This window comes from Paenibacillus oryzisoli (genome assembly GCF_001653565.1).
GTDB lineage: Bacteria > Bacillota > Bacilli > Paenibacillales > NBRC-103111 > Paenibacillus_E > Paenibacillus_E oryzisoli.
On the sequence record NZ_LYPB01000093.1, the window covers coordinates 26,577 to 48,698 of the forward strand.

At 47.5% G+C, this 22,122-nt stretch carries 18 protein-coding genes; 3 read left to right on the top strand and 15 right to left on the bottom strand.

Annotated features, from left to right (window positions below):
* Positions 1–18: 18 nt before the first annotated feature.
* From A8708_RS33170 to A8708_RS33185, 4 genes are read right to left on the bottom strand one after another with little or no spacing between them, the layout of a single operon-like run.
* Positions 19–1,362 carry a DUF455 family protein gene (locus A8708_RS33170; protein ID WP_068671140.1) on the bottom strand — a complete coding sequence of 448 codons (1,344 nt, stop codon included), beginning with the start codon at positions 1,360–1,362 and terminating at the stop codon, positions 19–21.
* Positions 1,363–1,398: 36 nt separating this feature from the next.
* The gene (locus tag A8708_RS33175; RefSeq protein ID WP_068671142.1) at positions 1,399–3,249 is read right to left on the bottom strand and encodes a heparinase II/III domain-containing protein; all 1,851 of its coding nucleotides are present in this window, start codon (positions 3,247–3,249) and stop codon (positions 1,399–1,401) included.
* A gap of 58 nt (positions 3,250–3,307) precedes the next feature.
* A complete protein-coding gene (locus A8708_RS33180) occupies positions 3,308–4,459 on the bottom strand; it encodes a trans-sulfuration enzyme family protein (protein ID WP_082927968.1) in 1,152 nt (383 codons plus the stop codon).
* Between the two features lie 14 nt (positions 4,460–4,473).
* The gene (locus A8708_RS33185; protein ID WP_068671144.1) at positions 4,474–5,271 is read right to left on the bottom strand and encodes a phytanoyl-CoA dioxygenase family protein; all 798 of its coding nucleotides are present in this window, start codon (positions 5,269–5,271) and stop codon (positions 4,474–4,476) included.
* 179 nt (positions 5,272–5,450) lie between these two features.
* On the opposite strand from A8708_RS33185, the gene A8708_RS33190 reads away from it, so the two are divergent.
* Positions 5,451–6,335 carry an AraC family transcriptional regulator gene (locus A8708_RS33190; protein ID WP_068671145.1) on the top strand — a complete coding sequence of 295 codons (885 nt, stop codon included), beginning with the start codon at positions 5,451–5,453 and terminating at the stop codon, positions 6,333–6,335.
* 51 nt (positions 6,336–6,386) lie between these two features.
* Here A8708_RS33190 and A8708_RS33195 read toward each other — a convergent pair whose 3' ends face one another.
* The 3 genes from A8708_RS33195 to A8708_RS33205 are packed head-to-tail and all read right to left on the bottom strand — an operon-like array spanning position 6,387 to position 10,976.
* On the bottom strand, positions 6,387–9,338 hold the full coding sequence (locus A8708_RS33195; RefSeq protein ID WP_082927969.1) for a family 78 glycoside hydrolase catalytic domain: 2,952 nt from the start codon (positions 9,336–9,338) through the stop codon (positions 6,387–6,389).
* On the bottom strand, positions 9,256–9,969 hold the full coding sequence (locus A8708_RS33200; protein WP_068671149.1) for an SGNH/GDSL hydrolase family protein: 714 nt from the start codon (positions 9,967–9,969) through the stop codon (positions 9,256–9,258). The genes A8708_RS33195 and A8708_RS33200 overlap by 83 nt, the downstream gene beginning before the upstream one ends.
* Positions 9,966–10,976, bottom strand: a complete 1,011-nt coding sequence (locus A8708_RS33205) for an aldo/keto reductase (protein ID WP_068671151.1) — start codon at positions 10,974–10,976, stop codon at positions 9,966–9,968. The genes A8708_RS33200 and A8708_RS33205 overlap by 4 nt, the downstream gene beginning before the upstream one ends.
* A 203-nt stretch (positions 10,977–11,179) precedes the next feature.
* Here A8708_RS33205 and A8708_RS33210 point away from each other — a divergent pair, with 203 nt between their 5' ends.
* The gene (locus tag A8708_RS33210; RefSeq protein WP_082927970.1) at positions 11,180–12,412 is read left to right on the top strand and encodes a BNR-4 repeat-containing protein; all 1,233 of its coding nucleotides are present in this window, start codon (positions 11,180–11,182) and stop codon (positions 12,410–12,412) included.
* Positions 12,413–12,826: 414 nt separating this feature from the next.
* Here A8708_RS33210 and A8708_RS33215 read toward each other — a convergent pair whose 3' ends face one another.
* Genes A8708_RS33215 through A8708_RS33225 form a run of 3 tightly spaced genes read right to left on the bottom strand, consistent with a single transcriptional unit; the run spans position 12,827 to position 16,381 of the window.
* Entirely contained in the window at positions 12,827–13,696 is an 870-nt protein-coding gene (locus A8708_RS33215) for a hypothetical protein (protein WP_239696925.1), read from the bottom strand.
* A gap of 19 nt (positions 13,697–13,715) precedes the next feature.
* On the bottom strand, positions 13,716–16,166 hold the full coding sequence (locus A8708_RS33220; protein ID WP_068671153.1) for a heavy metal translocating P-type ATPase: 2,451 nt from the start codon (positions 16,164–16,166) through the stop codon (positions 13,716–13,718).
* A gap of 14 nt (positions 16,167–16,180) precedes the next feature.
* The gene (locus tag A8708_RS33225) at positions 16,181–16,381 is read right to left on the bottom strand and encodes a copper ion binding protein (protein WP_068671155.1); all 201 of its coding nucleotides are present in this window, start codon (positions 16,379–16,381) and stop codon (positions 16,181–16,183) included.
* Between the two features lie 437 nt (positions 16,382–16,818).
* Between A8708_RS33225 and A8708_RS35965 the strand changes: the two genes are divergently transcribed.
* The gene (locus A8708_RS35965; protein ID WP_167355952.1) at positions 16,819–16,977 is read left to right on the top strand and encodes a hypothetical protein; all 159 of its coding nucleotides are present in this window, start codon (positions 16,819–16,821) and stop codon (positions 16,975–16,977) included.
* Positions 16,978–17,056: 79 nt separating this feature from the next.
* Here the strand turns inward: A8708_RS35965 and A8708_RS33230 are convergent, their stop codons facing one another.
* From A8708_RS33230 to A8708_RS33250, 5 genes are all read right to left on the bottom strand, one after another.
* Entirely contained in the window at positions 17,057–17,380 is a 324-nt protein-coding gene (locus tag A8708_RS33230) for a metal-sensitive transcriptional regulator (protein WP_056618141.1), read from the bottom strand.
* Between the two features lie 286 nt (positions 17,381–17,666).
* Positions 17,667–18,875, bottom strand: coding sequence for an MFS transporter (locus A8708_RS33235; RefSeq protein WP_068671157.1), 1,209 nt, complete (start codon positions 18,873–18,875; stop codon positions 17,667–17,669).
* Between the two features lie 52 nt (positions 18,876–18,927).
* Positions 18,928–19,638 carry an SDR family oxidoreductase gene (locus A8708_RS33240; RefSeq protein ID WP_068671159.1) on the bottom strand — a complete coding sequence of 237 codons (711 nt, stop codon included), beginning with the start codon at positions 19,636–19,638 and terminating at the stop codon, positions 18,928–18,930.
* A gap of 324 nt (positions 19,639–19,962) precedes the next feature.
* Positions 19,963–20,547, bottom strand: a complete 585-nt coding sequence (locus tag A8708_RS33245) for a TetR/AcrR family transcriptional regulator (RefSeq protein ID WP_068671161.1) — start codon at positions 20,545–20,547, stop codon at positions 19,963–19,965.
* Positions 20,548–20,644: 97 nt separating this feature from the next.
* Entirely contained in the window at positions 20,645–21,997 is a 1,353-nt protein-coding gene (locus A8708_RS33250) for an MATE family efflux transporter (protein ID WP_068671163.1), read from the bottom strand.
* Positions 21,998–22,122: the final 125 nt, after the last annotated feature.

Below are 22,122 nucleotides of genomic sequence, written 5' to 3' on the forward strand. Positions count from 1 at the left end.
GGCTATGGATTAGGTTCATTAGTACTTATCGTAATTAAGTTCCATCGTTGCAAATCCGCAAAACTCTGGAAAACTGTGCAGCACTTTATTAATCTCTTCCTGGCTGTAGCCCATTTTGCGCAGATGCATCTGTTTAACGGTTTCAGCGGCATTCTGGGCAGATATGAAATCATCCATATGCTCGAATAGCTTTGCGCCCCATTTCTGCCCAAACCCTACATGGAGGCGCTCATCCGCAATATCATATTCGGATTGGATGGAAGATAAGGGATCACCGTGCTTCATGAAAGCAGTTATCGACTTCCGCTTCTTGATAAAGGAACAGGGCTCCATGACCATGGTCAGACTGGAATAGAACTCTGGAAACACTTGCTTCATTGTTTCCGGTGTCGGCGCTGTGGACGGATGCCAAGAGAAATCCTCCGTGCGATAGCCCATCTGATTCAATCGGCGAACGCCCATCTGACTGTGGCGAACCTCATCCCAGGTATGCCGTGCAACATCAAAGTAGAAATCTACTGGCATTTTCTGTACGCCATAGTACAGATAGGTTAGGCTTTCTACAGCCGACATTTCACTGGCATTGATGAAGATCATATGTTTCAAGCTATCGTATGTGGGCGATTTCGGGTCGAACATCGCGCTTTTATATTTAGTTAGATCGACATGCGGATATTTCGGATCGTTAGCAGGCTTCAGTGGGATCGGGCCCGCCGGCTCCAGAACTGGATGGTCAGGCCAATCAATTCCTTTTCCCGACGATGACTTCTCAAGCACCTTCCATACGTGATCAATATAAACCAGCCAAGTCTGATACGCATCACGCTTCTGCGCATCTTCCACATAAGCAAATTTCACATAAGGAATGCCCCAGGAAATCATCTGCTCCTTATCCAGCTCGATATATCGCAGTTTATCAAATGTCGGTCCGTCAAGAATTGGATCCAGCGTTTCATGAAATGCGGTATACTGCTCATAAAGCTTCTGGACGATGAACTTATAGCCCGCAGCAAATTCAATCAGCCCTGCCGCTTGCGTAATACGCTGGCAAGCTTCTTGAAGACTGCTCGGCGTCCATGCTTTATCATTGATATCCGCTCCAGGCAACTCGCTAATCCGTTCACGCAAATGGATCATATGCTGCGTGTGCAGGTACGACATTCGCACAAGTTCCCCTTTTAGTTCCCAATCAGGCACAGAAGAGACCCACCCCATCGTCATGCGAGACAGCTCGAACTCTAACCAGAAGCACATCTTCAGTAGCTTTGCGGTATCTATCGGCCGCAGCAGTGAGCCTTTATAGGAGGATGCAGCTTCAAGGAAGCTGTAATCCGTTACGTCCACTTCAATTCTCTTCGCCATTGATGATTCCCCTCCATAAGAAGAAATGACTTTCGTTTACTCTATCGTATAAAGGGCTCGGTATACGGCACCACGCCCACGCCTTCTCACCAAAACCCCAGCTCGCTTCTTAGCCGTTGTATCTTCGTAGCCCTCGAATACATAAATCTCAGTACCTACGCATCCTTCCATTCGAAGCGTTAACGTGCGTTCTGCCATAACCCAGCGTATCGACCAGCTATCATCTGTCGAGCCTACACGTAGATTCATCAAGTGCTGGTAGCCGAACTCACTCCCAATGGGTGCACATGGCTGCGTTTCGAACGCTGTCTCCATCTCTCCCTGACAGTGAAACAGCCAGTCTGTCTGATGTTCGTCTGCGCTAATGACCTCAAACGTATCCGAGAGGCATCCTTCTTGCAGCTGAATATCGCGCATATAATCGACACCCGGATATACGTCCTTGGCTTGGGCACGAATCCGGTTTCTCTCCGGTTCGAATTGTTCCACAACTCCCCGTTCCACATAGACCTGGTCGACACCATCGACGATGACCGTATTATGAGCAATTGTCTTCCGCTGCCACTCTAGGAATAAGAAAGAGCCATAGCCGTTGGAAGAAATATCGTGGGACCATAGGCAATCCGCATCGAATAGTTCAATATTCATGACGTCCGGGTGCGCATGGCTCCGCGTATTCAGTCCATATTTCATAAATAAGGCCGTTTTCCCCGCGCGTAACGAGCAGATTTGAGAAGTCGGATAATTCTTGGTTATGCGGATCATCTCTTCCCCCGCATACTTCCCTTTGCCGAAGAGGAGACGCTGAACCCACCCTTGGGGTGAATTCTCGATCATCCCTCCATAAGCCATAGTTGGCCGGTAATAGGTCTCGTAAGATCTGGAAAGCGCGTACTCGAAGGCTTCATCAGGAAACAATTGATTCGCATACTCATACTGACCTGCATAGTGAGTCAGAGCGATATTCGGCCAGCCGTCATTCGGATTGGGGAAAACACCGTTATCAAACGCAAGCTCAGCCGGGAACACATACATCCGTTTAACGATTTCTTCCATCCCATTGCATGCTACATTATAAATACGAGCGAACAGTAGGAAGTAAGTGAACGGTTCTACGCAATAGAAATGATAGTGGAATGAACCTTCGTACCAGAATCCTTCCGCTGTTACGCCTTGCTGCAATTGCTCCAGCAAGCCGAATGGCCCCTCCAAGGCTCTCTCCACGTAACTGTTGTCACCGAAGAACATCCCCGTCATGCCCACGGCCGCCTTCATCCAACACGTAATGTTGTGAATATTCGTACAGAGTTTTTCCAGCAGCTCTACTTGGGGATCGAATAAACGACTTTTGTAGCGCCACAATTCATCTGTGCTTAACGTCTCCTTGATTAGCTCCATTCCCTGCAGCAGCCAAATCATACCAACTGCATCGCAGAGATTAATACCCGCTATTTTACCAACATAACCGGCGGGAACATCTACTTGGAGCTCCTCATAATGATCGCAATAAAATGACAGTACCCTACGGATGTAGGCCGGATACCTTACGTCGCCTGTGAGCCGATACAACACGCCTGCGTAAAAAACATGCTTATGCGCTTCATCCCGGTACAAATAATTCCATGCTTGATCAAAGCGCGCTCCCTTATTGGCATGGCCACAGCTTTGACAGATATTCGCATGAGGGGCTTCCCGCTCGAAATCAATCCTGCTTCCGCAAGCTTCGCAGAAATAGTTGTGCCCCCATCCCGTAATTCTCCCTGGATCATCGGCGTAATGATTAACCCACCACTCCGTGGTCTCAAGAAGGTTGTCATACACCGTCTTCGCCCAAGCTTCCCTCCGAATTTTCTCTTGAACAGCCTGCCAATCCAGAACATAACTCACGTTAACTCGCGTCCCCTCTATTCTTCGTACAATTAACCATCGACGGTTCTAGCCGACCCTATCGTGTCATTCCGATTAGTGCGCGATCCAAATCTTCAATAATTGAATCTACATGCTCCAGCCCAACCGAAATGCGCATCAAACCGATCGGAATTCCTGATAGGAGAGATGTCTCCTCGTTGACCCACAACCCTGGTGAATTAATGAGACTCTCAAAACCACCCCAGCTTGGGCCTTCTTCGAAATAGCGCAAGCCCTTCATCATCTTCATAATCTGCCCTTTGTCACCCTTAGGCACGAAACTCATTAATCCAGAGTAACCGGACATCTGCTTGCACCCAAGCTCGTATTGCGGATGGCTGGGCAAGCCTGGATAGTACACAGCGGATACGTGAGAATGACCTTCAAGGAAAGCGGCAACCTTCTTGCCATTCTCCTCATGCTGCCTCATCCGCACCGCGAGAGTCCGCAGGCTTCGGATGAGCAACCAGGATTGGTGGGGATCCATAACAGCCCCATACAAACTTCTTTCGTTATTCGTAATGGATTCCAGAATTTGCTTGCTGCCAACGATGACTCCACCCAAAATATCGCTGTGTCCACCCAAATACTTCGATGCGGAATGAACGACGAGATCAATACCATAGGCAAGGGGGTTCTGATATAACGGCGTTGCCCATGTATTATCAATAATCGTCGCAATCCCGTAAGATTTCGCCAACGCAGCGATGGCCTGCAGATCCTGGAGCGAGAAAATGTTCGATAGCGGGCTCTCCAAATAAATCACTTTCGTATTCGGTCGAATCGCTTGCTCAAATTCCTCGATGCTTTCCCCAGACACGAGCGTAACCTCACAGCCGAACTTCTTCATGTATGTTTCTAGGAAGGCTTTCGCAGGTACATAGGCCGCACGAGGGCATATGACATGGCTATCTTTCTCGAGATAATAGGACAAGGCAGCACTGATAGCCGCCATTCCTGAAGAGAAACATCGTGCTTCCTCCCCACCTTCGAGCGCTGCAATTTTCATTTCAGCAATCTCCGTCGTCGGATTGGCAACGCGCGTATACGTATAACCGTGATTAACCGTCTTCCTTGTGAAGAGTGAATTTTGGAAAATAGGGGGCACAATGGCTCCCAAATAGCGGTCATAATCGTCACCGAGATGAGCAAGCAGATCTTCCTTACTCGTGATATCATCCTTATCCATAGCTGACTTCCTCCTTATGCTCTAGAGGCCAATAGAGGGAACATCCGACCTGCCAGCGGTTGGTTTTCCTGCACATTCAAATCCATCGTGATCGCATGCTTCTTCCCGCTGAATGTCGTTCCGTCCGGCATATAAATGATCGCTAGCGCACGCCTCGGTTTATCCGTTACATTCGAGTGAGCATAGTGAAAAGTAAGTCCATTATGGAATGTACAGCTACCTGCTTTTAACGGTACCTTCACAGGTTTCGCATTCTCATAATCGGTCCCCTTCACGAACTCGAATAAATCCTGAGGGTTAGCCAAATCAATATGGTTCAGCTTACCGGCATTTTGTGATTTCGGCACGAACATCATGCAGCCATTCGACTCATCCACGTCATCAAGTGCGATCCATATCGACATGGCTCCCTGCTCTGTCATCGGCCAATACGGGTAATCTTGGTGCCACGGGGTCGGCTTCGAATCGCCTGGCATTTTCCAGAGGGCATGATCGTGAAAGAGGCGAATGCCGCTAGCTCCTGTAAGCTCAAGTGCCATTTGCGCAAAGCGCGGGTTGAAGGAATACTTATGCATGCCGCCATGATCCCGCCAAACGTTAACACGCTGGTTGAGCACGCGGTAATAGCTGCCGCCTTTTTTATCCGTTTGCAATGAAAGCGCTCCCGAGTCCTCGATCATCACTTCTTCCATGTATTGGCGAAGCTCAATTAATTCTTGCTCGTTCAGAACATTATCCACTTGTACGAATCCGTTTTCTTGATAAAATGCGCATTGCTCTGCGGTTAAAAGCGATTGTATCGCGTTGGTCATGGCAGCCAGCTCCTTTTGTACTATCTGTTCTTTAATCTCACTTTATCATGCGTACGAGGGGGCATACTTGGTGAATCCGTCAGAGTTTCAAGGTGATTTGCCAACTTCCCTTCTTTCCGAATATCCTCTATGATAAAAAGAAATGAAGCACTTATCTTCCTTACCGGAGGTCTTGTCCGATGACCCGATTTGACAATGAAAGTTACTTGGAAGCCTACGAATTTCCTTTTCATCTCGAACAGTACACGTTCAGAAAAAAAGAATCCGTCAAGCCACATTCACACGAATTCGTCGAGTTTGTGTATGTGGTAGAAGGATCAGGTCGCCATAGCTATGCAGGATCGGAATATCTGATTCAAGAAGGGGATGTCTTCGTCATCGAACCTGATGTCGAGCATGCTTACTTCGTGGATGAACATCTCATCGTGTACAATATTCTGTTTGCCCCATCCATCTTGAGTCACGAGCTGCAAACGTTATCCAACGTCACATCGTTCGTCGACTTTTTTTATGTGGAGCCGTTTCTGCGGCAGTCCGTCCATTTCCAGTCCCATCTCAGGCTGAATCCACACCAACGAATTGAGATGAAGCAGCTGCTTGACCGCATCCTCAGCGAGTACACTGAGAAGATGCTCGGTTATCGCCTGCTCGTGAAGACCAGGCTCATCGAGATGTTCGTATTCCTCAGCCGCTGCTACGATCAAATGCTGCATAAACCAATGACAGCGCTTGCTTCTGAGCATAAAATCATTGAACGTGTAGCCGAATTTATCGAGCTGCATCATGCCAATCCGCTGTCGCTTGCCCAAGTAAGTCAGATGTGCGGAATGAGCCAGTCTGCTTTCACATCTCGATTTAAGCTCTACATGGGCAAGACTTTCATTGAATTCCGCAATGAAATTCGCATTCGGATCGCGAAAGAGCTGATGCTTTCTACGAATAGCAACATTTTGCAGATTGCCCAAGAAGTCGGTTTCGACGACTTGAGCTTCTTCAATAAACTTTTTAAACAAATGCATGGCATCTCACCTGGGAAATTCCGTAAGAGTCAGAAGGCGGATTAATCGCAGCAATACTAGCAACTACTGCACCTGCCTGAGCAGAGTCCTTCGAGTCTATCCGATCCTATGTATCTGAATATCCCAATCGGCGAACTGATCTTGGACCGCCTCTATTTGAATTTCTAGCGGAACAGCTGCGTGCATCACGTGTTTTCCCGCTTCCTTCGACCACGATACATCGATGCGCCCATAAGCCGTCGGAACGCTCCCTTCTGCCCAGAGCAGTTCAGTTACTGGCGGGACGATTCGAATTTTCCGATAGCCATCTTCTACTTTCGCAATGCCTAAGAGCTGATTCCCAAGGACATAAGCCGGAGCAGCCGACCAGGCATGCGCATGACTCCTTGGGAATACTTGAAAGCTTTCCCACGTGGTTGTAGCCCCATAACGAATCATTTGACCCCAATCCGTCTTGATCTGCGCCAGAGTGCGGTCCAGTTCACCGAAACGTTTCCACACTTCAAACAAATAGAACGAGAAGAAGGGCGTACCGATTTGAACCCATTCCTTCGGTGGATTCAGCAGTTGAGGTTCGATAATGGCCGCCTGCCGCTCTCCTATGCAATCCGCCAGATACAGTAACACATGCGTTTGGAGACTTGTCGTCGTCGAAGGCTTACCGTTACGGTGGATACCGTCCAGGTAGACCTGAGCCTCTTCGTTCCATAGATGCTCATCAATGGCTCGCTTCAGTTGCTCTGCACGCTGTAGCAGATCCTCCGCTTCGCCTTGTAATCCCAGCGATTCCGCCATCTCCGCTGCGATTCGGTGGCATTGCGCCAATTGCGCCTGCTGCGCAGTAACGACGCCAACAGAGGGAATATCGATTGGCGCCCAATCGAGCATATTCCAAGAGCTCGTATCAAACAGTCCATCCCCGTTGAGAAATCCCCTGTACGCTTCCAGTGTTAACCGGATTTCCGGATAGATGGCCTCGAAGAAGGAACGATCGTCGCTGTAGTCGACATACTCCTTACACGCGATAATCCAACTGAAGGTCCACATCGGAATCGCCGCCTGCCAATCCGTAGGGAACAAGGCAAGCAGAAGCGGACTTTGACTCCGCGATCGCGGCACCATTTCCAAGCAATGCCTGACAAGCTCATAGGAGCCGAACAACTGATAGTTCACCAGTGCGCTCACTCGGCAGTCCCCTACCCAGAAGACCTGCTCATAGGTGGGACAATCGACGAACATATCCTCCATGCACATGTGCGACGTATGCCTGGATATTTCCCAAATGTCATTCAACAGGGGATCTGAGCAGCGGAATAACGCTTTATCCGTAGCCGGATAGCTAGATTGGTGCAGTTGAATTTGGTGGATCCGAATCTGCGTATCCGCTTGGCGCACCGCCACAATCACATACCGGAAGCCCATCCGGGTGAAGCTCTTGAACACCTGCCTACCTTCACGGCAAATATACCGGAATGCATTATTACAGCCCGATGTATAGGCATTGACGCCATTGACACGGTTTTCGAAGCCGTAGACATCGATCACTGTCCCTTGAGGTGCATCAACTTCAAGTTCAATGGTGCCTACGTAAATTTTTCCGAAGTCCAATACGATTTCGAGATCCCCGCCTTCTACGGTATGAGGAAGTTCAGTCGGAAGCAGGTGGTCATGGAGCATTCGCTCCAGACGGTTCGTAATGGGATAATGCTTGACCACTCGTTTACGCATCATCAATGAATAGATCATTTGGTTAACGAGTACATGTCTCGGATGAACATCCTTCCACATCTCATGGTACGCCTCGAATGCTTCCAAGGTGGAGCAAGCTCCGATTTCCAGCAGCAGCGGATGCTCATGATTCAGACCCGTACTCTTCTCAACGCCGCCGTACACAGGCTGAAAGCCGTCCGCATATGACTCGATTGTTTCAAACGGCCCCATGGTTACGAAGGCGGCATCTTGCTCGACATCCTTAGGATGAGCGAACCGCAGTTCCCTATCGAAATCGAATTCCATATGGCAGAACAAATCATTATGCACGCCGCAAATCTCCATCAAGAACAGGTGATCACCAGCAGCCAGCTGTATCGCGTCCTGATGAGCATACCAGCGGTCATCGATCTTGAATCGTCCCTGAACACCGTTCCACTTGGAATGTGCAAATGTTATTCGACCGTGTGTTTCTGCCTCAACCACCAGCCTAACGGCCAAAAACCCACTGAATATCTTAGCATTGGCATCCCGTGAGTCTGGATACAGATTATCCCGCATTTGAACGGATATCACTTGGCGGATGGGTATAATTTCACTCAGTGCGAGGATCTGCTTCGGCCTAACCATCTGTCTTGATAACGGCTCAATAACTCGGGGATGCAGTTCTCCCCAAGGCGCGCCTCCGTAAGGAGCAACGACTTCACTCTGTACCCAGCTCCTATCATTGTAGACAGGAAGGACCCATTGTTCGCTCAGCGCATTGGCATCGTATATTTCCATCCAACCCAAATTCACATTACGCTTAACGACATCGACTTCATGTCCTTCATGCCTGCAACAAAGCCATGTTTCATCTGTGCCGATCACTTGGGTACCGTTGGAGCCGTACAAGGATAATTCAGCAATAAGTCCCGCTTCATTCTCAATGTATTGATAATTAGAATGCCCGTAGTGCCAGACTTGCGCGGCAATCACATTCGTTCCAGTCAGAAGTAAGTGAGTCATCTCAAACTCATCGTAATACCAGTGATCCGCGGTCGAACGAATAGGTCCTTCTCCCAGCTCCGTTCCATTTACCCATAACCTAAACTTGGTGTCCGCAGAGATAGACAGTATCGCTTGATTGCATACCACTTCCTCATATGTAAACGTTTTCCGAAAAAGGATGTGCGCATTAATCGGTCTCCGTTCTCCCGACTTCCATATCCAATTCGCCTGTTCGAACATGCGGCTCTCCCACTTTCTGTTGAAGTTATTCGTGTCCTTCAAATATCCGAGCTTCGATCCGTTCAGCCATCTGGGCATGTAGTTCGCGATCGGGGTGATTGATGCCATTGGCTAATCTAGCATGAGGTGCTTGCCCTTCCAGCAACCTTGCCTCGAATAGCGCATATATGTCCACATAAGCTAGCTTTTCTTGCTGCAAATATGCCCTCAAAGCATGGGTATACAGCTGTAAATACCCCTTCTCTGATGTATCTGAGAAACGAGGTAAGACAACTCGATCATTCGCATGAATGGTATCGTTGTCGTGCATCATCATCATGTTTGGCGTAAGCACTAGGAGATCTGCTTCTGTATCTCGCTTCACAGTTCGCACGAATGCATCCATTTTCTCCAAATATGGCTCAAGCCCCGCCTCCCCCGCATGACAATCATTCACGCCGAAGCCAATCGTAACGAGATCCGGTTGATACGCAATCACATCCGGCTGCCACCTCGGCTCCGACTTAACAGCCGTATCTCCCGATACGCCAGCATTGATGACATTTAGAATTGTCGTCGGATACCTTTGCACAATTCGCTTCTTAAGCAGATTGTGGTAGACTTGCTCGTGCTCGATAGCAGCGTATTCCATGCATCCTTGGGTCACGCTATCACCGAAAGCCACGTAAGTGACGGGGCGAGCTCGGACATCGTCTGCTTTCTCCTTCAAGCGCTTATGGAATCTGGCAAAAGCACTCATAACGGATCCACCACCGTATCTGGATTATGATAATTGCGTGGCCAATTGAACGGTTTCAATTGCTCCAATAGCTCCTTCGGCAAGACATTGCCGTCAGAAACCTTGAGATTAAGTTCCACTTCCTGAACACTGCGCATTCCCGGAATGACACAGCTTACAGCTTCATCTGACAGACAGAAACGAAGCGCAACTTCAGCAAGCGTCATCGTCGCATCGTACTCACGAATCATTCGTTTAATCGCATCCACCTTCTCCAGTGTCCGCAAGAAACGCTCCCCCTTGAAATACGTCAGCCTTACATCGCCTGGCGCGAAGGTAGCGTAGGTTTCTGGTACCCAGTTGCCGATGAGCGAACCTTCATCAAAGGGAACTCTAGCAAGAACAGCCACGCCATTCTTCTTACAGGCAGGTAACAGTGCCTCCGCAGGTCTCTGCTCAAAAATATTATAAACAACCTGCTGGGCCTGAATCAGCCCCGCCTCAGCAAGTGCAATACCGTCCTGCGGACGATAATCACGAATGGATACGCCGAATTCACGGATTTTGCCTTCCTTCTGAAGCTCCGTCAACGCCTCATGCCATTCGCGATCTTCCATTCCCTGAGGGAACCAGCCATGCAGCTGATACAGATCAATGGTATCCACACCTAGCCTAGTTAAGCTGTCTTCACACTGTTTGCGGATGTGCGCTTTGGGATAACGCCCTGTCATCGTAGGATCTATCTCATTGGGATGCGGCCACTGAACGGGCTGCACCTTGGAAGCTATATAGATATGATTGTGATGCCATTGCTTGAGTGCCATGCCGATGACTTCCTCGGAGTGACCTTTCCCATACATTTGAGCTGTATCTACGAGATTAATTCCCCGATCCCATGCTGCAAGCAAGGTTTTAACTGAATCACGGTCATCTACTTGCCCGAAGGCTCCACCACCGCCGATCTGCCAACCCCCGAAACCGATCTCCGAGATATCCCACTGGGTATTGCCAAATTTCCGATACTTCATAAGAAGCATCCTCCTCTCTCGAATCACCTTTCAGTATAAGGGGGTTACGAAGAGGCTTTCTTGGTCGATCTGCCAGAAAAAACACGCCAAATTCGCGCTTCACAGCTCCTAAAGGATGCGGTAAAATGTAGGAAATTCTGGACATTTCCACATATCCGCGTCCGAGTGCATACAGAGACGAAACGTATAAGAAGGAGAAATGAATGGCTATGCGAGGAGAAAATCATTCGAGTTTTACCGAAGATGGGGCGTGGTGTTTCTTCGCTGACCCACGGGCCGTCCGCTTTGTCGGTGAGCAGGATCGTACGTATGTCGGTTGGTTAACGCGGCAGGGTCATGTCATGATCGGTACCTACGATCATCGTGACGGGTCCGTCCATTCCATCCTGATCAAGCCAAGTCTACAGCAGGATGACCATGCGAATCCCTCGCTGTATATCCCTGCCAATGGGCGTGCCATTATCTATTACTCTGCTCATAATGGGAAGACGATGTATTACCGTCAAATGGAAACGGCAGAGGATATCACATCCTTTGGCACTGAGCAAGAACTGCCAGAGAATACAAGCGGTATGCATGGCTATACCTATCCCAATCCGATATATCTTCGTCAGGAACAGCAGCAGTATTTGTTCTGGCGTGGCGGTAATTTCAAACCTAATTTCAGTTCCTTACCTGATACAGAGGGGATATGGTCGGAACCCCAAACCTTAATCATGGGAGAAGGCGCCCGTCCCTACGTCAAATACGCCAGCAATGGGGAGGATGCCATCTGGTTTGCTTTTACGGACGGACACCCCAATATAGAACCGCACAACAGTATCTACTGCGCTTGCATCCAAGGTGGCTCTCTCCAGCATGCGGATGGTTCAACCATTAAACCACTAGCCAACTTGCCTATGCTTCCTCGTGAAGCCGATGTGGTGTTCGATGGAACCCAGCACGATGCGAAGGCTTGGATCTGGGATATTGCGGTAGACGCTGACGGTCGTTCGGTCATTGTGTATGTCGTCTTTCACGCCAATACGGACCACCGCTATTGGTATAGCTATTGGAACGGCGACGCATGGACGAATCATGAAATAACAGCCGGCGGCTCCTGGTTCCCACAAACCGAGCAAGGCGCTGTAGAGCGGGAGCCTTTCTACTCCGGCGGTATTATCCTCGACCATGCCAACCCGACCCATGTGTATCTGTCTCGCTCGGTCAATGGGATATTCGAAATCGAGCATTGGGTTACGGCCGATCATGGATCAACGTGGGTGTCCACTGCCGTCACCAGCGGCTCTTCGTGCAATAACGTGAGACCCGTCCTCGCTCGGAGCAACGCCCAAGATGAAGCTCTTCTTCTGTGGATGCAGGGGGATTACGTGCATTTTACGAACTATGCGACGGCTTTGAAGATGAAATTGATTAAACGGACACAATCAAAATAAACGGCTACGCCGTCCTTTGAAGGACAGGAGCGTTTATCTAGAAATTCAGCATAATTAGTAAGTAAAACTTATAAATTCTGATATTTGAACAAAAAGAGGCTGTCTCAATAGTCATGTAGACTGATTGAAACGCCTCTTTTTCGTATTGACTCATAAATAATAAAACGACTTCCCATAGTTTAATTGTATTTTCTCCATCTATTTGAAGCGGATGGAGCGAATTCGGAAGATTAACTGTATTTCCTGAAGTTAAATTCTTCTAATTGTATCAACTTATCAAATTTCATAGAATTTACCTGTATCTTTTCCATCTACTCACGAAAATACCTCAAATTCGAGCACATTAGCTGTAGTTTTTACATCTAAATGTGATAAGGCAGTGGGACATCCCCTTATTCATGCGCTAATAAGGACTCATTTCACCTCAACGACGAAAGGCACTGTAAACACTTCTCCGTTATGCTGGAACTGTCCCCACAGCTTGTAGATGCCCGCTTCTGGAAATGAAGTAGCGAACTTCGCGACAGGACCCGTCGCCTTCTCCTCAAGGGGATGGACATGAATGTACTTCTCGGCATCAGCCGACAGAATCACAACATGACCTACAGCGCCTAAGTAGGGCTGCAGATTCGTGATCTCCTTGTTCGTCACAGCATCTCGAATTGTAAAGCTGAGCGTTACCTCTTCCTTGGCCTTCGTACTGCTCAAGGAAAGTTCGACGGCTTTACCGCTAACCTCTTGATGCAGCTTGGCATCGGCTTGGAGCACGGTATGTTCGGCCTCTTTACCAGAGACTTTCACCCATTGACTAAGCGTAGTGCTCGTTCCGCCACTAGGAATGAAGTCGGCGATGAGCTTATAGTCACCGCCACCGTCGAAACTCGTACTAATCGTAAACTTACCATCCCCTTGGTAAGCAGGATGGACATGTTGAAAAGACGAGAGACTGTGATTCACTATAATCAAGTGCAGCAATTTCTCATGATTCACTTGAAAATCAGAGACGGGTTTTCCGGTATCATCCGTAATTTGGATCGTTAATTCCGACGTCTCCTTCGCTTTCAGACTCACCGAGCCGAAGGTGAATGATGCTTTCAGATTCGTGGATGCCTTCGGCATTTCGCCCCCATGTCCGCTATGTTCATCGGCACTTGCTGGGCTGGAGGCTGCCTCGTGACTGCCATGCTGACTCTTGCTCGATGAGGCCTCCCTCACACTGCCGCATGCGCTCAGAAACAGTACGGCGAGCATGGCTGTGATCAGCCCTATTTTCTGAATATACACACGCTATTCTCTCCTATATCTAGGTCAATTCGTTACGAATCTTGGCACGTTGAAGACGAAGTGCATTAAGAACAACGGAAACCGAGCTTAATGCCATGGCTAAGCCAGCAACCCAAGGCGCCAATAAGCCAAGCGCAGCAATAGGTATCCCTAACGTATTGTAACCGAGTGCCCAGACCAAATTTTGTTTGATATTGCGCATCGTTAAGCGGCTCATATAGATCGCATCCGGTATGCTGGATAACTCCCCGCGCATCAGCGTCACGTCAGCAGCTTCCATCGCTACATCCGTGCCCGTTCCGATTGCCATCCCAATGTCAGCCGTCGCGAGCGCCGGTGCATCGTTAATACCATCTCCAACCATCGCTACTTTCTTTCCTTGCGCTTGAAGTTTTTTCACTTCTTCCGCTTTGCCTTCGGGTAGAACCTCCGCGAAAACATGCTCTATACCCACTTGTGCTGCGATCGCTTTGGCCGTCCGTTCGTTATCGCCGGTAATCATGATGACCTCAATGCCCATAGCTTTCAATCGGCTAACCGCGGCATGCGACGTTTCTTTGACGGTATCCGCAACAGCTACTATACCCCCGTACCCTTTATTAATGGCAACAAGCATAGCTGTTTTACCTGACTCCTCTAGCTTCGACATCGTGTCGCCATCAGTAGCTTTGACATCTACACCGAATTGCTCCATGAGTCGTCGTGTTCCGATGAGCAGCTCTTTTCCTTCCACAAGGGCTTTAATACCATACCCAGGGATGGCTTCGAAAGATTCTGTCGCTGGGAGTTCAATGCCCTTCTCTCTAACGCCTGCTGCTATCGCTTCTGCGAGGGGATGCTCCGAGTTTCTCTCTGCGGCGCCTACAAGACGTAGGAATTCCGCTTCGTCACCCTCAGCGTACACATCGGTAAGCGCTGGCTTTCCTTGGGTGACTGTTCCTGTTTTATCCAAAATGATTACATCGATGAGATGCGTCTTCTCCAGATGCTCGCCGCCTTTGAACAAAATGCCCAGTTCGGCCGAGCGCCCTGATCCCGCCATAATCGAAGTCGGTGTCGCTAAGCCTAGCGCACAAGGACAGGCGATGACTAAGATCGCTATGGCTTTCTCTAACGCCCCTGCAAAATCGCCCGGTGTCACCAAGAAATACCAGACTAGGAAAGCGATGACGGAGATCCCCACTACAATAGGGACGAAAATCCCCGAAATGACATCGGCCACCCGCTGAATCGGTGCTTTGGAGCCTTGAGCCTCCTCGACGACTTTTATAATTTGTGCCAGCGCTGTTTCTTTGCCGACCTTCGTTGCTTGGATGCGGAGCATGCCATTCTTATTGATCGTTGCCCCAATGACAGCATCACCGGGCTTCTTGCCAACCGGCAGACTTTCTCCTGTGAGCATCGATTCATCCACCGAGGAAGAGCCTTCAAGCACTTCGCCGTCTACCGGTATTTTATCTCCCGGACGAACGAGCACGATATCCCCGGTCATAACTTCGTCGATTGGTATATGAATCTCTTGACCTTCACGAACGACCATCGCTGTCTTCGCCTGCAGCCCCATCAAAGACTTAATCGCTTCCGATGTCCGTCCCTTGGCTAGCGCTTCAAACAATTTCCCCATGATGACTAACGTAATCAACACAGCACTCGTTTCATAATACAGAGAAGGTCCGTGATGTATGCCGGCGCCACCGATAACCCAGTCGATCGTCAAATACAGACTATAGAAGTAAGCGGCTGACGTTCCTAGTGCAACCAGTACATCCATGTTGGCAGAGCCATTCCTCACCGCTTTATAAGCACCTTCATAGAATTGTCTTCCGATATAGAATTGAACCGGCGTTGCCATGAGCAATTGAAACCATGGGTTCATGAACAATTCGGGTATCCAAATCCAAGTAGTGAACGAGAAGTGGCTAACCATCGACCACAGCAATGGCAGTGATAAGAGCGCAGATAGCAGCAGCTTCCGCTTCTGCTTACTAATCTCTTGCTGCCTATATTCAGCCGGGTCGCTCTGCTCTTGCTTAGGGACAGCTTTGTAGCCGATCTTCTCCACGCGCTTCTGCATATCCGATACCGTAAGTTCGGACGGATTGTACACGACATGGGCCGTTTCCATCGCCAAATTAACCGTAGCCGCGCTCACGCCAGGCAACTTATTTAAAGTCTTCTCAATCCGCTGCGCGCAGGCCGCACAAGTCATGCCTTCAAGCTGGAAATCAACGGCTTCCTTCACGGTATCGTAACCTAACTTCTGAATGCTTTGTTCCATCTTGGCCGCATCGATGCGACTAGGGTCATAAGTTACCGTTGCTCGCTCCATCGCGAAGTTGACATTAGCTTCCGTGACCCCGTCCAGTCTGTTCAAACCTTTTTCAATTCGATTCGCACAAGCGGCGCATGTCATGCCTGTGATCTGCAGGGATGTTTGCTTTGTATTTGTTGCAGCATCCGCCGTTTCCATGATCTACACCCCGTTTAGTTGACGTCGTATCCTTGCTCTTCAATCGCTTCTTTAATCGCAGCTTGCGTCAGCTTATTTTCATCAAATTCCACATTCACCGTTCCGCTCGCTAAGTCCACTTTCCCTGAAGCACCTATTGTTTTCAAAGCTCCCTCAACAGAATTCACACAGTGGTTACAGGACATGCCTGCTACTTTCAACGTTACATTTTGCATGGTTCATTCTCCTTTATATGTTAGATTTACTTCATCTTTGCGAGAAAACCTATATCGAGGCCATTCAATGATGAGCGACCGCGTTTATATGTAGGTTTTATCGCCAATAAGAAAGCTGTCTTCGGGAGCCGAAAACTTATACTTTCTTATGTGGTAAAAGGTTACCGACTACTTCAGTAGTGCTAACTGGAATTGTTCAACAACCTGATCTTAATTTTAGTATACCCCCCTACCCTATATTAGTCAAGATGCAAACTAATTTTCTGGGGTTTCTTCCTAGCCGTATGATTTATGGCCCAACTCGCTGTTAATTCGGACTTAAGAGGATGAATTCCTACCCTTGCGCATATCTTATCCATAAAGTACCTTCGGAAATCTTACCTAACTCGTTTAATACGCATTAGATCCGTGTAATTAAACACAGGAGGTGTTGTACGATGAAGATCATGATCACAGCTGCGGAGGCTATGGAAAAAGGGGTATGGCTAGAGCTCCTTCGCCTCTTCGGCAGAGATGCAGATGAGGATATCTGGCCTCAGCAGGAATTTATTCTTACGGAACAGCAGGCCCTTCATTTGAAACTTATTAAGAAATAGACATATACGATTAACTCACATAGGGACCTCATCTATATGGTGAAGTCCTTTTCACATGGATTGTTAGGAAATTTCAGCCCTATTTCATAAGTTTATTAATCGTTGTTAATAATTCCGTTATCACTTCTTCATCGCCTTCTTGAATGCGATCAATGACACAACTTTTCATATGATGCTCAAGTAATTGCTTACTTACTCCATTCAGCGCGGATTGGATCGATGAAATCTGATTAAGCACATCATCACAATACGTATCCTTTTCAATCAGCCCTTTAACTCCACGAATTTGCCCTTCGATCCGGTTCAATCGCGTGATCAAATTACTCTTGGCTTTATCGGAATGGTGACTCTTTCGTTCACTTGAAGTTGCACACATATCGTGTGAGTGGCTCTCCTCCGTCATCACAATCACCCCTTATTGATTGCATTTTATCATAGCCCCCCACCCTATGCAAACAAGAAGAGCCGAGAGCAACAACTCTAAGTAAAAGTTTCTATCCACAATCCATGCCCCCGCCAATACGAACGTGCCCACGATACGCAAAATATCCCCTTGAATTTCACTCCCACCTCTTATTTCACAAGGGCTTTGGAGTGGTTATTCAAGGGGATACTATGAATTTAGACGCCTGATCTTACTCGCATTAAACTCGATTTTTAAAGCTATCTCTATTTATTCTCAAAAAAGATCATCCAATCGGTTTAGGCGAACGAGATGCTGGCACCATGGCTATACGATTTTTCACCGAAAGGTATAAGGTAACGAGCGCTAGGAAGGCCACAACAATGGCTAGAATCCAAATCGCATTGCTAAAGCCATAAGCCGTCGATATCACCCCTCCGCCATAAGCGCTGAGGCCTTGGAATAAATACGCGATAACCAGTACCGCAGAGATAAATTGTACGCGATATTGAGCTGATGCGTTGATGACGACAATCCCAATTCCACCGGCTGCTGAGAAACCATAGCCAAGTCCTCCAAGGATCGACGAGACGAAAAATAGCGCAAAGGAATGCAACTCCGAAGCCGTTACCAGCATAATCACAGTCAGAAAGGCGGAAACCATCCCAACCCGGATCGACGTTCTAGGACTCATACGCCCAGCTATCGTTGCGCTAACAGCACCAAGCAGATACGATATCGACAATACGGCTCCAATAATAAGAATATCATTCGTTCCAATGACATCACGTGCAATCTGGGCGCCTAGCGACAGAAAGACTGCGCCATTCGCGAAACCCGTTCCTACTGCTAACGCAGCTAATGCATACAGTCCCCATTGTCCTGGCGGAATTTGAATGCCTTGCGGCTTCCAACCCGTTTTACGGACGGAGTTATTCTGAGGAATGAAGAAGCATAGGATCATGCTGATGACCACAATCGCGGTCAAAACCCAGTAACTGAAATGCAGCGGTGATGGGGCATATTTAATGAGAACTGCACCGATAATCGTTGCAAAAAATAATCCGCCAGCTTGTGTAATGGTATTAATGGATCCAGGGAATTTCTGATTCGACTTCGGATTAAATTCGACAAGTGCCGCGGCTCCCGATCCTGCCGTTAAACCAACTCCGATGCCTTGCAGTATGCGGCCACCAAATAGCCAAAACACATTCGGAGCTGTAGCAAAAGCTAATGCACTTATGAGTAGAAAACTAAGTCCAATAAGTAACGTGTTACGACGGCCGATGTAATCCGAAATATTTCCTAATAGAATAAGGACCAGAATAAGTACAATCGGATACGTTGCAAAAATCCCCGTCGTTACCGCCTTAGATAAATGCCATTCCGAAGCATAAATGGGAAAAACAATTGAAGGAGCTGTACTTGCCCACAAGCTTACGGTTAAGATCCAGGCTACTGCCCAGAATGCCGCTTTCGTTGACAATGTTTTCATTCACGTTTCCTCCTTCAATCCTATTTTTGTTTCACCCTATCGCAATAAATGATTACTCCTTAACGTTGAACAGTTGAGGATACAAGCTTACGACTCCACCTGCTAGGCCTTTCTGCACGTTACGACTCGTTTCGTCAGCTACGATTTCCAAGCTATCGGCCTCAATGCCATCAATCGCAATTTTTGCGATATCCGTAGGATTAACTTTTGGCGCATTAATATTCGCAGTCATATCCGTATCCATGAACCCAACATGTAAACCAGCAACTTTGATATTTCGTGGTGCCAAATTCAATCTCAGTACGTTAGTCAATCCCCACTCTGCTGATTTAGCAGCTGTATATGCTCCAGCGTCTCCGATACTGAACCAGGACAGGGCTGAGAGTATGTTCAGAATGCTTCCTCCCCCATTCTTCTCAATAATCGGTGCAAAGCTACGGACCATAGCCAGTGTACCGAATACATGCGTGTCGAATTCAAGCTGAATGGTTTCCCAATCCCCTTCGAGCAGCGATGCACCAGTTGATGAGCCTGCATTATTGATCAATACCGTTACATCTTTGGCAACTTCAGCCGCCGCGGCCACTGATTTCGGATCCGTAATATCTAATTGAAGCGGAATTGCTCCAGGAATATCTACAGTTTCAGGATTTCTAGCACCTGCATACACTTTAACCCCTCTAGCAATCAATTCAAGTGTCAAATGACGGCCAAGACCTCTGTTCGCTCCAGTAACTAACGCAATTTGATTTGTCATATTCATCGTAATTTCTCCTCTGCCTATTTATTTTAGTTTAAGAATGAACGTTCTTTAACTATCCAAAAAAAATGCTGCATACCATTGCCATCCTTGTAATTCTTCTGCTGCACGTTATTTTAGCCTTCGCCATTAACAAGCGTGCTTCATCTCCTCTACGTCTAACAGCATACATCATTTAAGAATGATCAGTCAATAACTTTTTTAACCATTTCCTTTTAACATATAGAGATTTCCTTTTAAATATCCTTTCATACTTTATAAAAATAAGAATTTTACAAGAATAACCGTTCTTTAAAATGTAAATAATTACGGCGACTATGTCCGCATTTACACTAAGATTGACATAGCCACCGCTGCTGCATCCTCTAACATTTTACGATCTGTTGCTGTTTTGGCCATAACATGAAGACCATGCCTTGTGTTTACGAGAAACCGCGCAAGCTCTCGAATCCCAAACTTGCTCTTGAGCGCCCCTTTTTGTTGTGCACGTATAAGGAAATCATAGAATTTCATCTCCAAATCGAGTGAATGAGCCTCCACACGCAGTGATATAATAGGATCCTTGCTAGCAATGTCCATGGCCGTGTTGGCTATGAAACAACCGCGGCGCTGATTCTCATCGCTTAGTGAAACGTCGATCAGCTTCGTAAAGAAGCGCTGCAAAACCTCTTTCGGTTCGCCTTCCTCTTCCAGAATGTAATACACATGTTCCTTCGCAATCATTCGGAAACGATCCAAGCAGGTTAAGAATAATTTATGCTTATCCCCGAATGTATCATATAAGCTTCCACGATGAACACCTGTATGCTCCACCAAATCTTGAATCGATGTTCGTTCATATCCTTTCTCCCAGAACACCTCCAAAGCTTTATCTAACGCAGCCTCCTGATCGAACTCCCTAGGTCTCGCCATCCCTCTCACCTGCCTTCTTAGCTTATCTTACACGTTTAAGAATGACCAGTCAAGAATGGTTATTTCCATTTCGACCGGTCTCTGCCTGTTAAATTCGTCAATGTACTAAGCTTTCCAATTCCGGCTGCAATTTGTTTCGCAGAACATATAGCATAATGGCACCAACCAGGAATGTGACGGCATCCGCTATGACTATCGACCAGACTACACCGTGAAAGCCGTTCATGCGATTGGCGAAATAGAGCACAGGAATCAGAGTAATTCCTTGAATAACCGACATAACGAATGCCGCGGTTCCTTGCGCCGTTGCTTGAAAGATCCCCGTAAACAATGTGGTCATTCCTGTAATGAATAGGGATAAGAATGTAACATGCAGAATATAGCTACCCATTTCGATTAATTGCGGGTCATTCGTAAATAATCCGATTAAGTGGTCGGAGATTAGATAGACAATGAGTCCGAATACAGTGGCCAACGCCACGATGACTTTGATCGTAAATCCAATCGTATGCTTCATGCGCAATTTATTCGCCGTATAAGAAAAAGCAATGAGCGGTACAACGCCCTCGCACAATCCCATTAGAATAAATTCAGGAAACTGCAATAGACGTGATGAAATTCCGTAAGCTGCTACAGCTGGATCGCCATATTCAACAAGAAAATGGTTAAAGATAAGCGACATCGCACCCAGAAAAATGCTCATAATAAAGACGGGAACACCAATTTTAAATACATTGCTCATAATTTCTTTGGTAGCCTTAAACCATTTTAGGGAGATCGTTAAGAATTGGCTCTTACTTCTCATGTGGAAAGCGTAGAAGACAATCGCAACCAAGTTAGAAATGATCGTAGCAGAAGCAACGCCCTTTACGTCCCAATGGAACACGAAAATAACGAGCACATCGAGAATAATATTCACGACCACGCTGAGAATCATCCCAGTCATCGACGTGATTGCCGCCCCTTCCGCTCGAACGATATTTTCCAGCGTGAAGAATAAAACGACGATTGGCGAACCAATAAGCATAATGGTGACATAGTCCTTGGTGAATGCGAAGGATTCAAGTGTGGCTCCCAAGCCATGGACGATTGAATCGATCATTGGAAGGCTAACGGCCATTACGATAAGACCGAGAACTAAACTGCTGTAAAAGGCGAATGACGACACATGTTTGACATCCTCGTATTTTTTTTCACCTAGCAAACGGGAGATGAATGTACCGCTGCCCATTCCAATCAAGTTACCCAACGCCATAATGACCGCGAATAACGGCAAGGTTAGTGCGAGTGCAGTTAACATAGCCGTATTGTGGAGCGTGCCGAGGAAATAGGCATTCAAGATGGAATAGATAACACTCATTGACGTGCCTAACATCATAGGAACTGCGAAATGAGCAACGGCTTTGGCGATTGGAGCTTTCTCAAAGTAATGGAGATTTTCTGTATCCATACTATCACTACTTTCATCGTGTATTTGGCCTCTATCTAACACCGTAAGGTTGTGCCTTACAGTGTTAGATGATATCATGATTCTATAGACCTGTAAAGTGAAACCTTACACTGTTAGATGGAAAG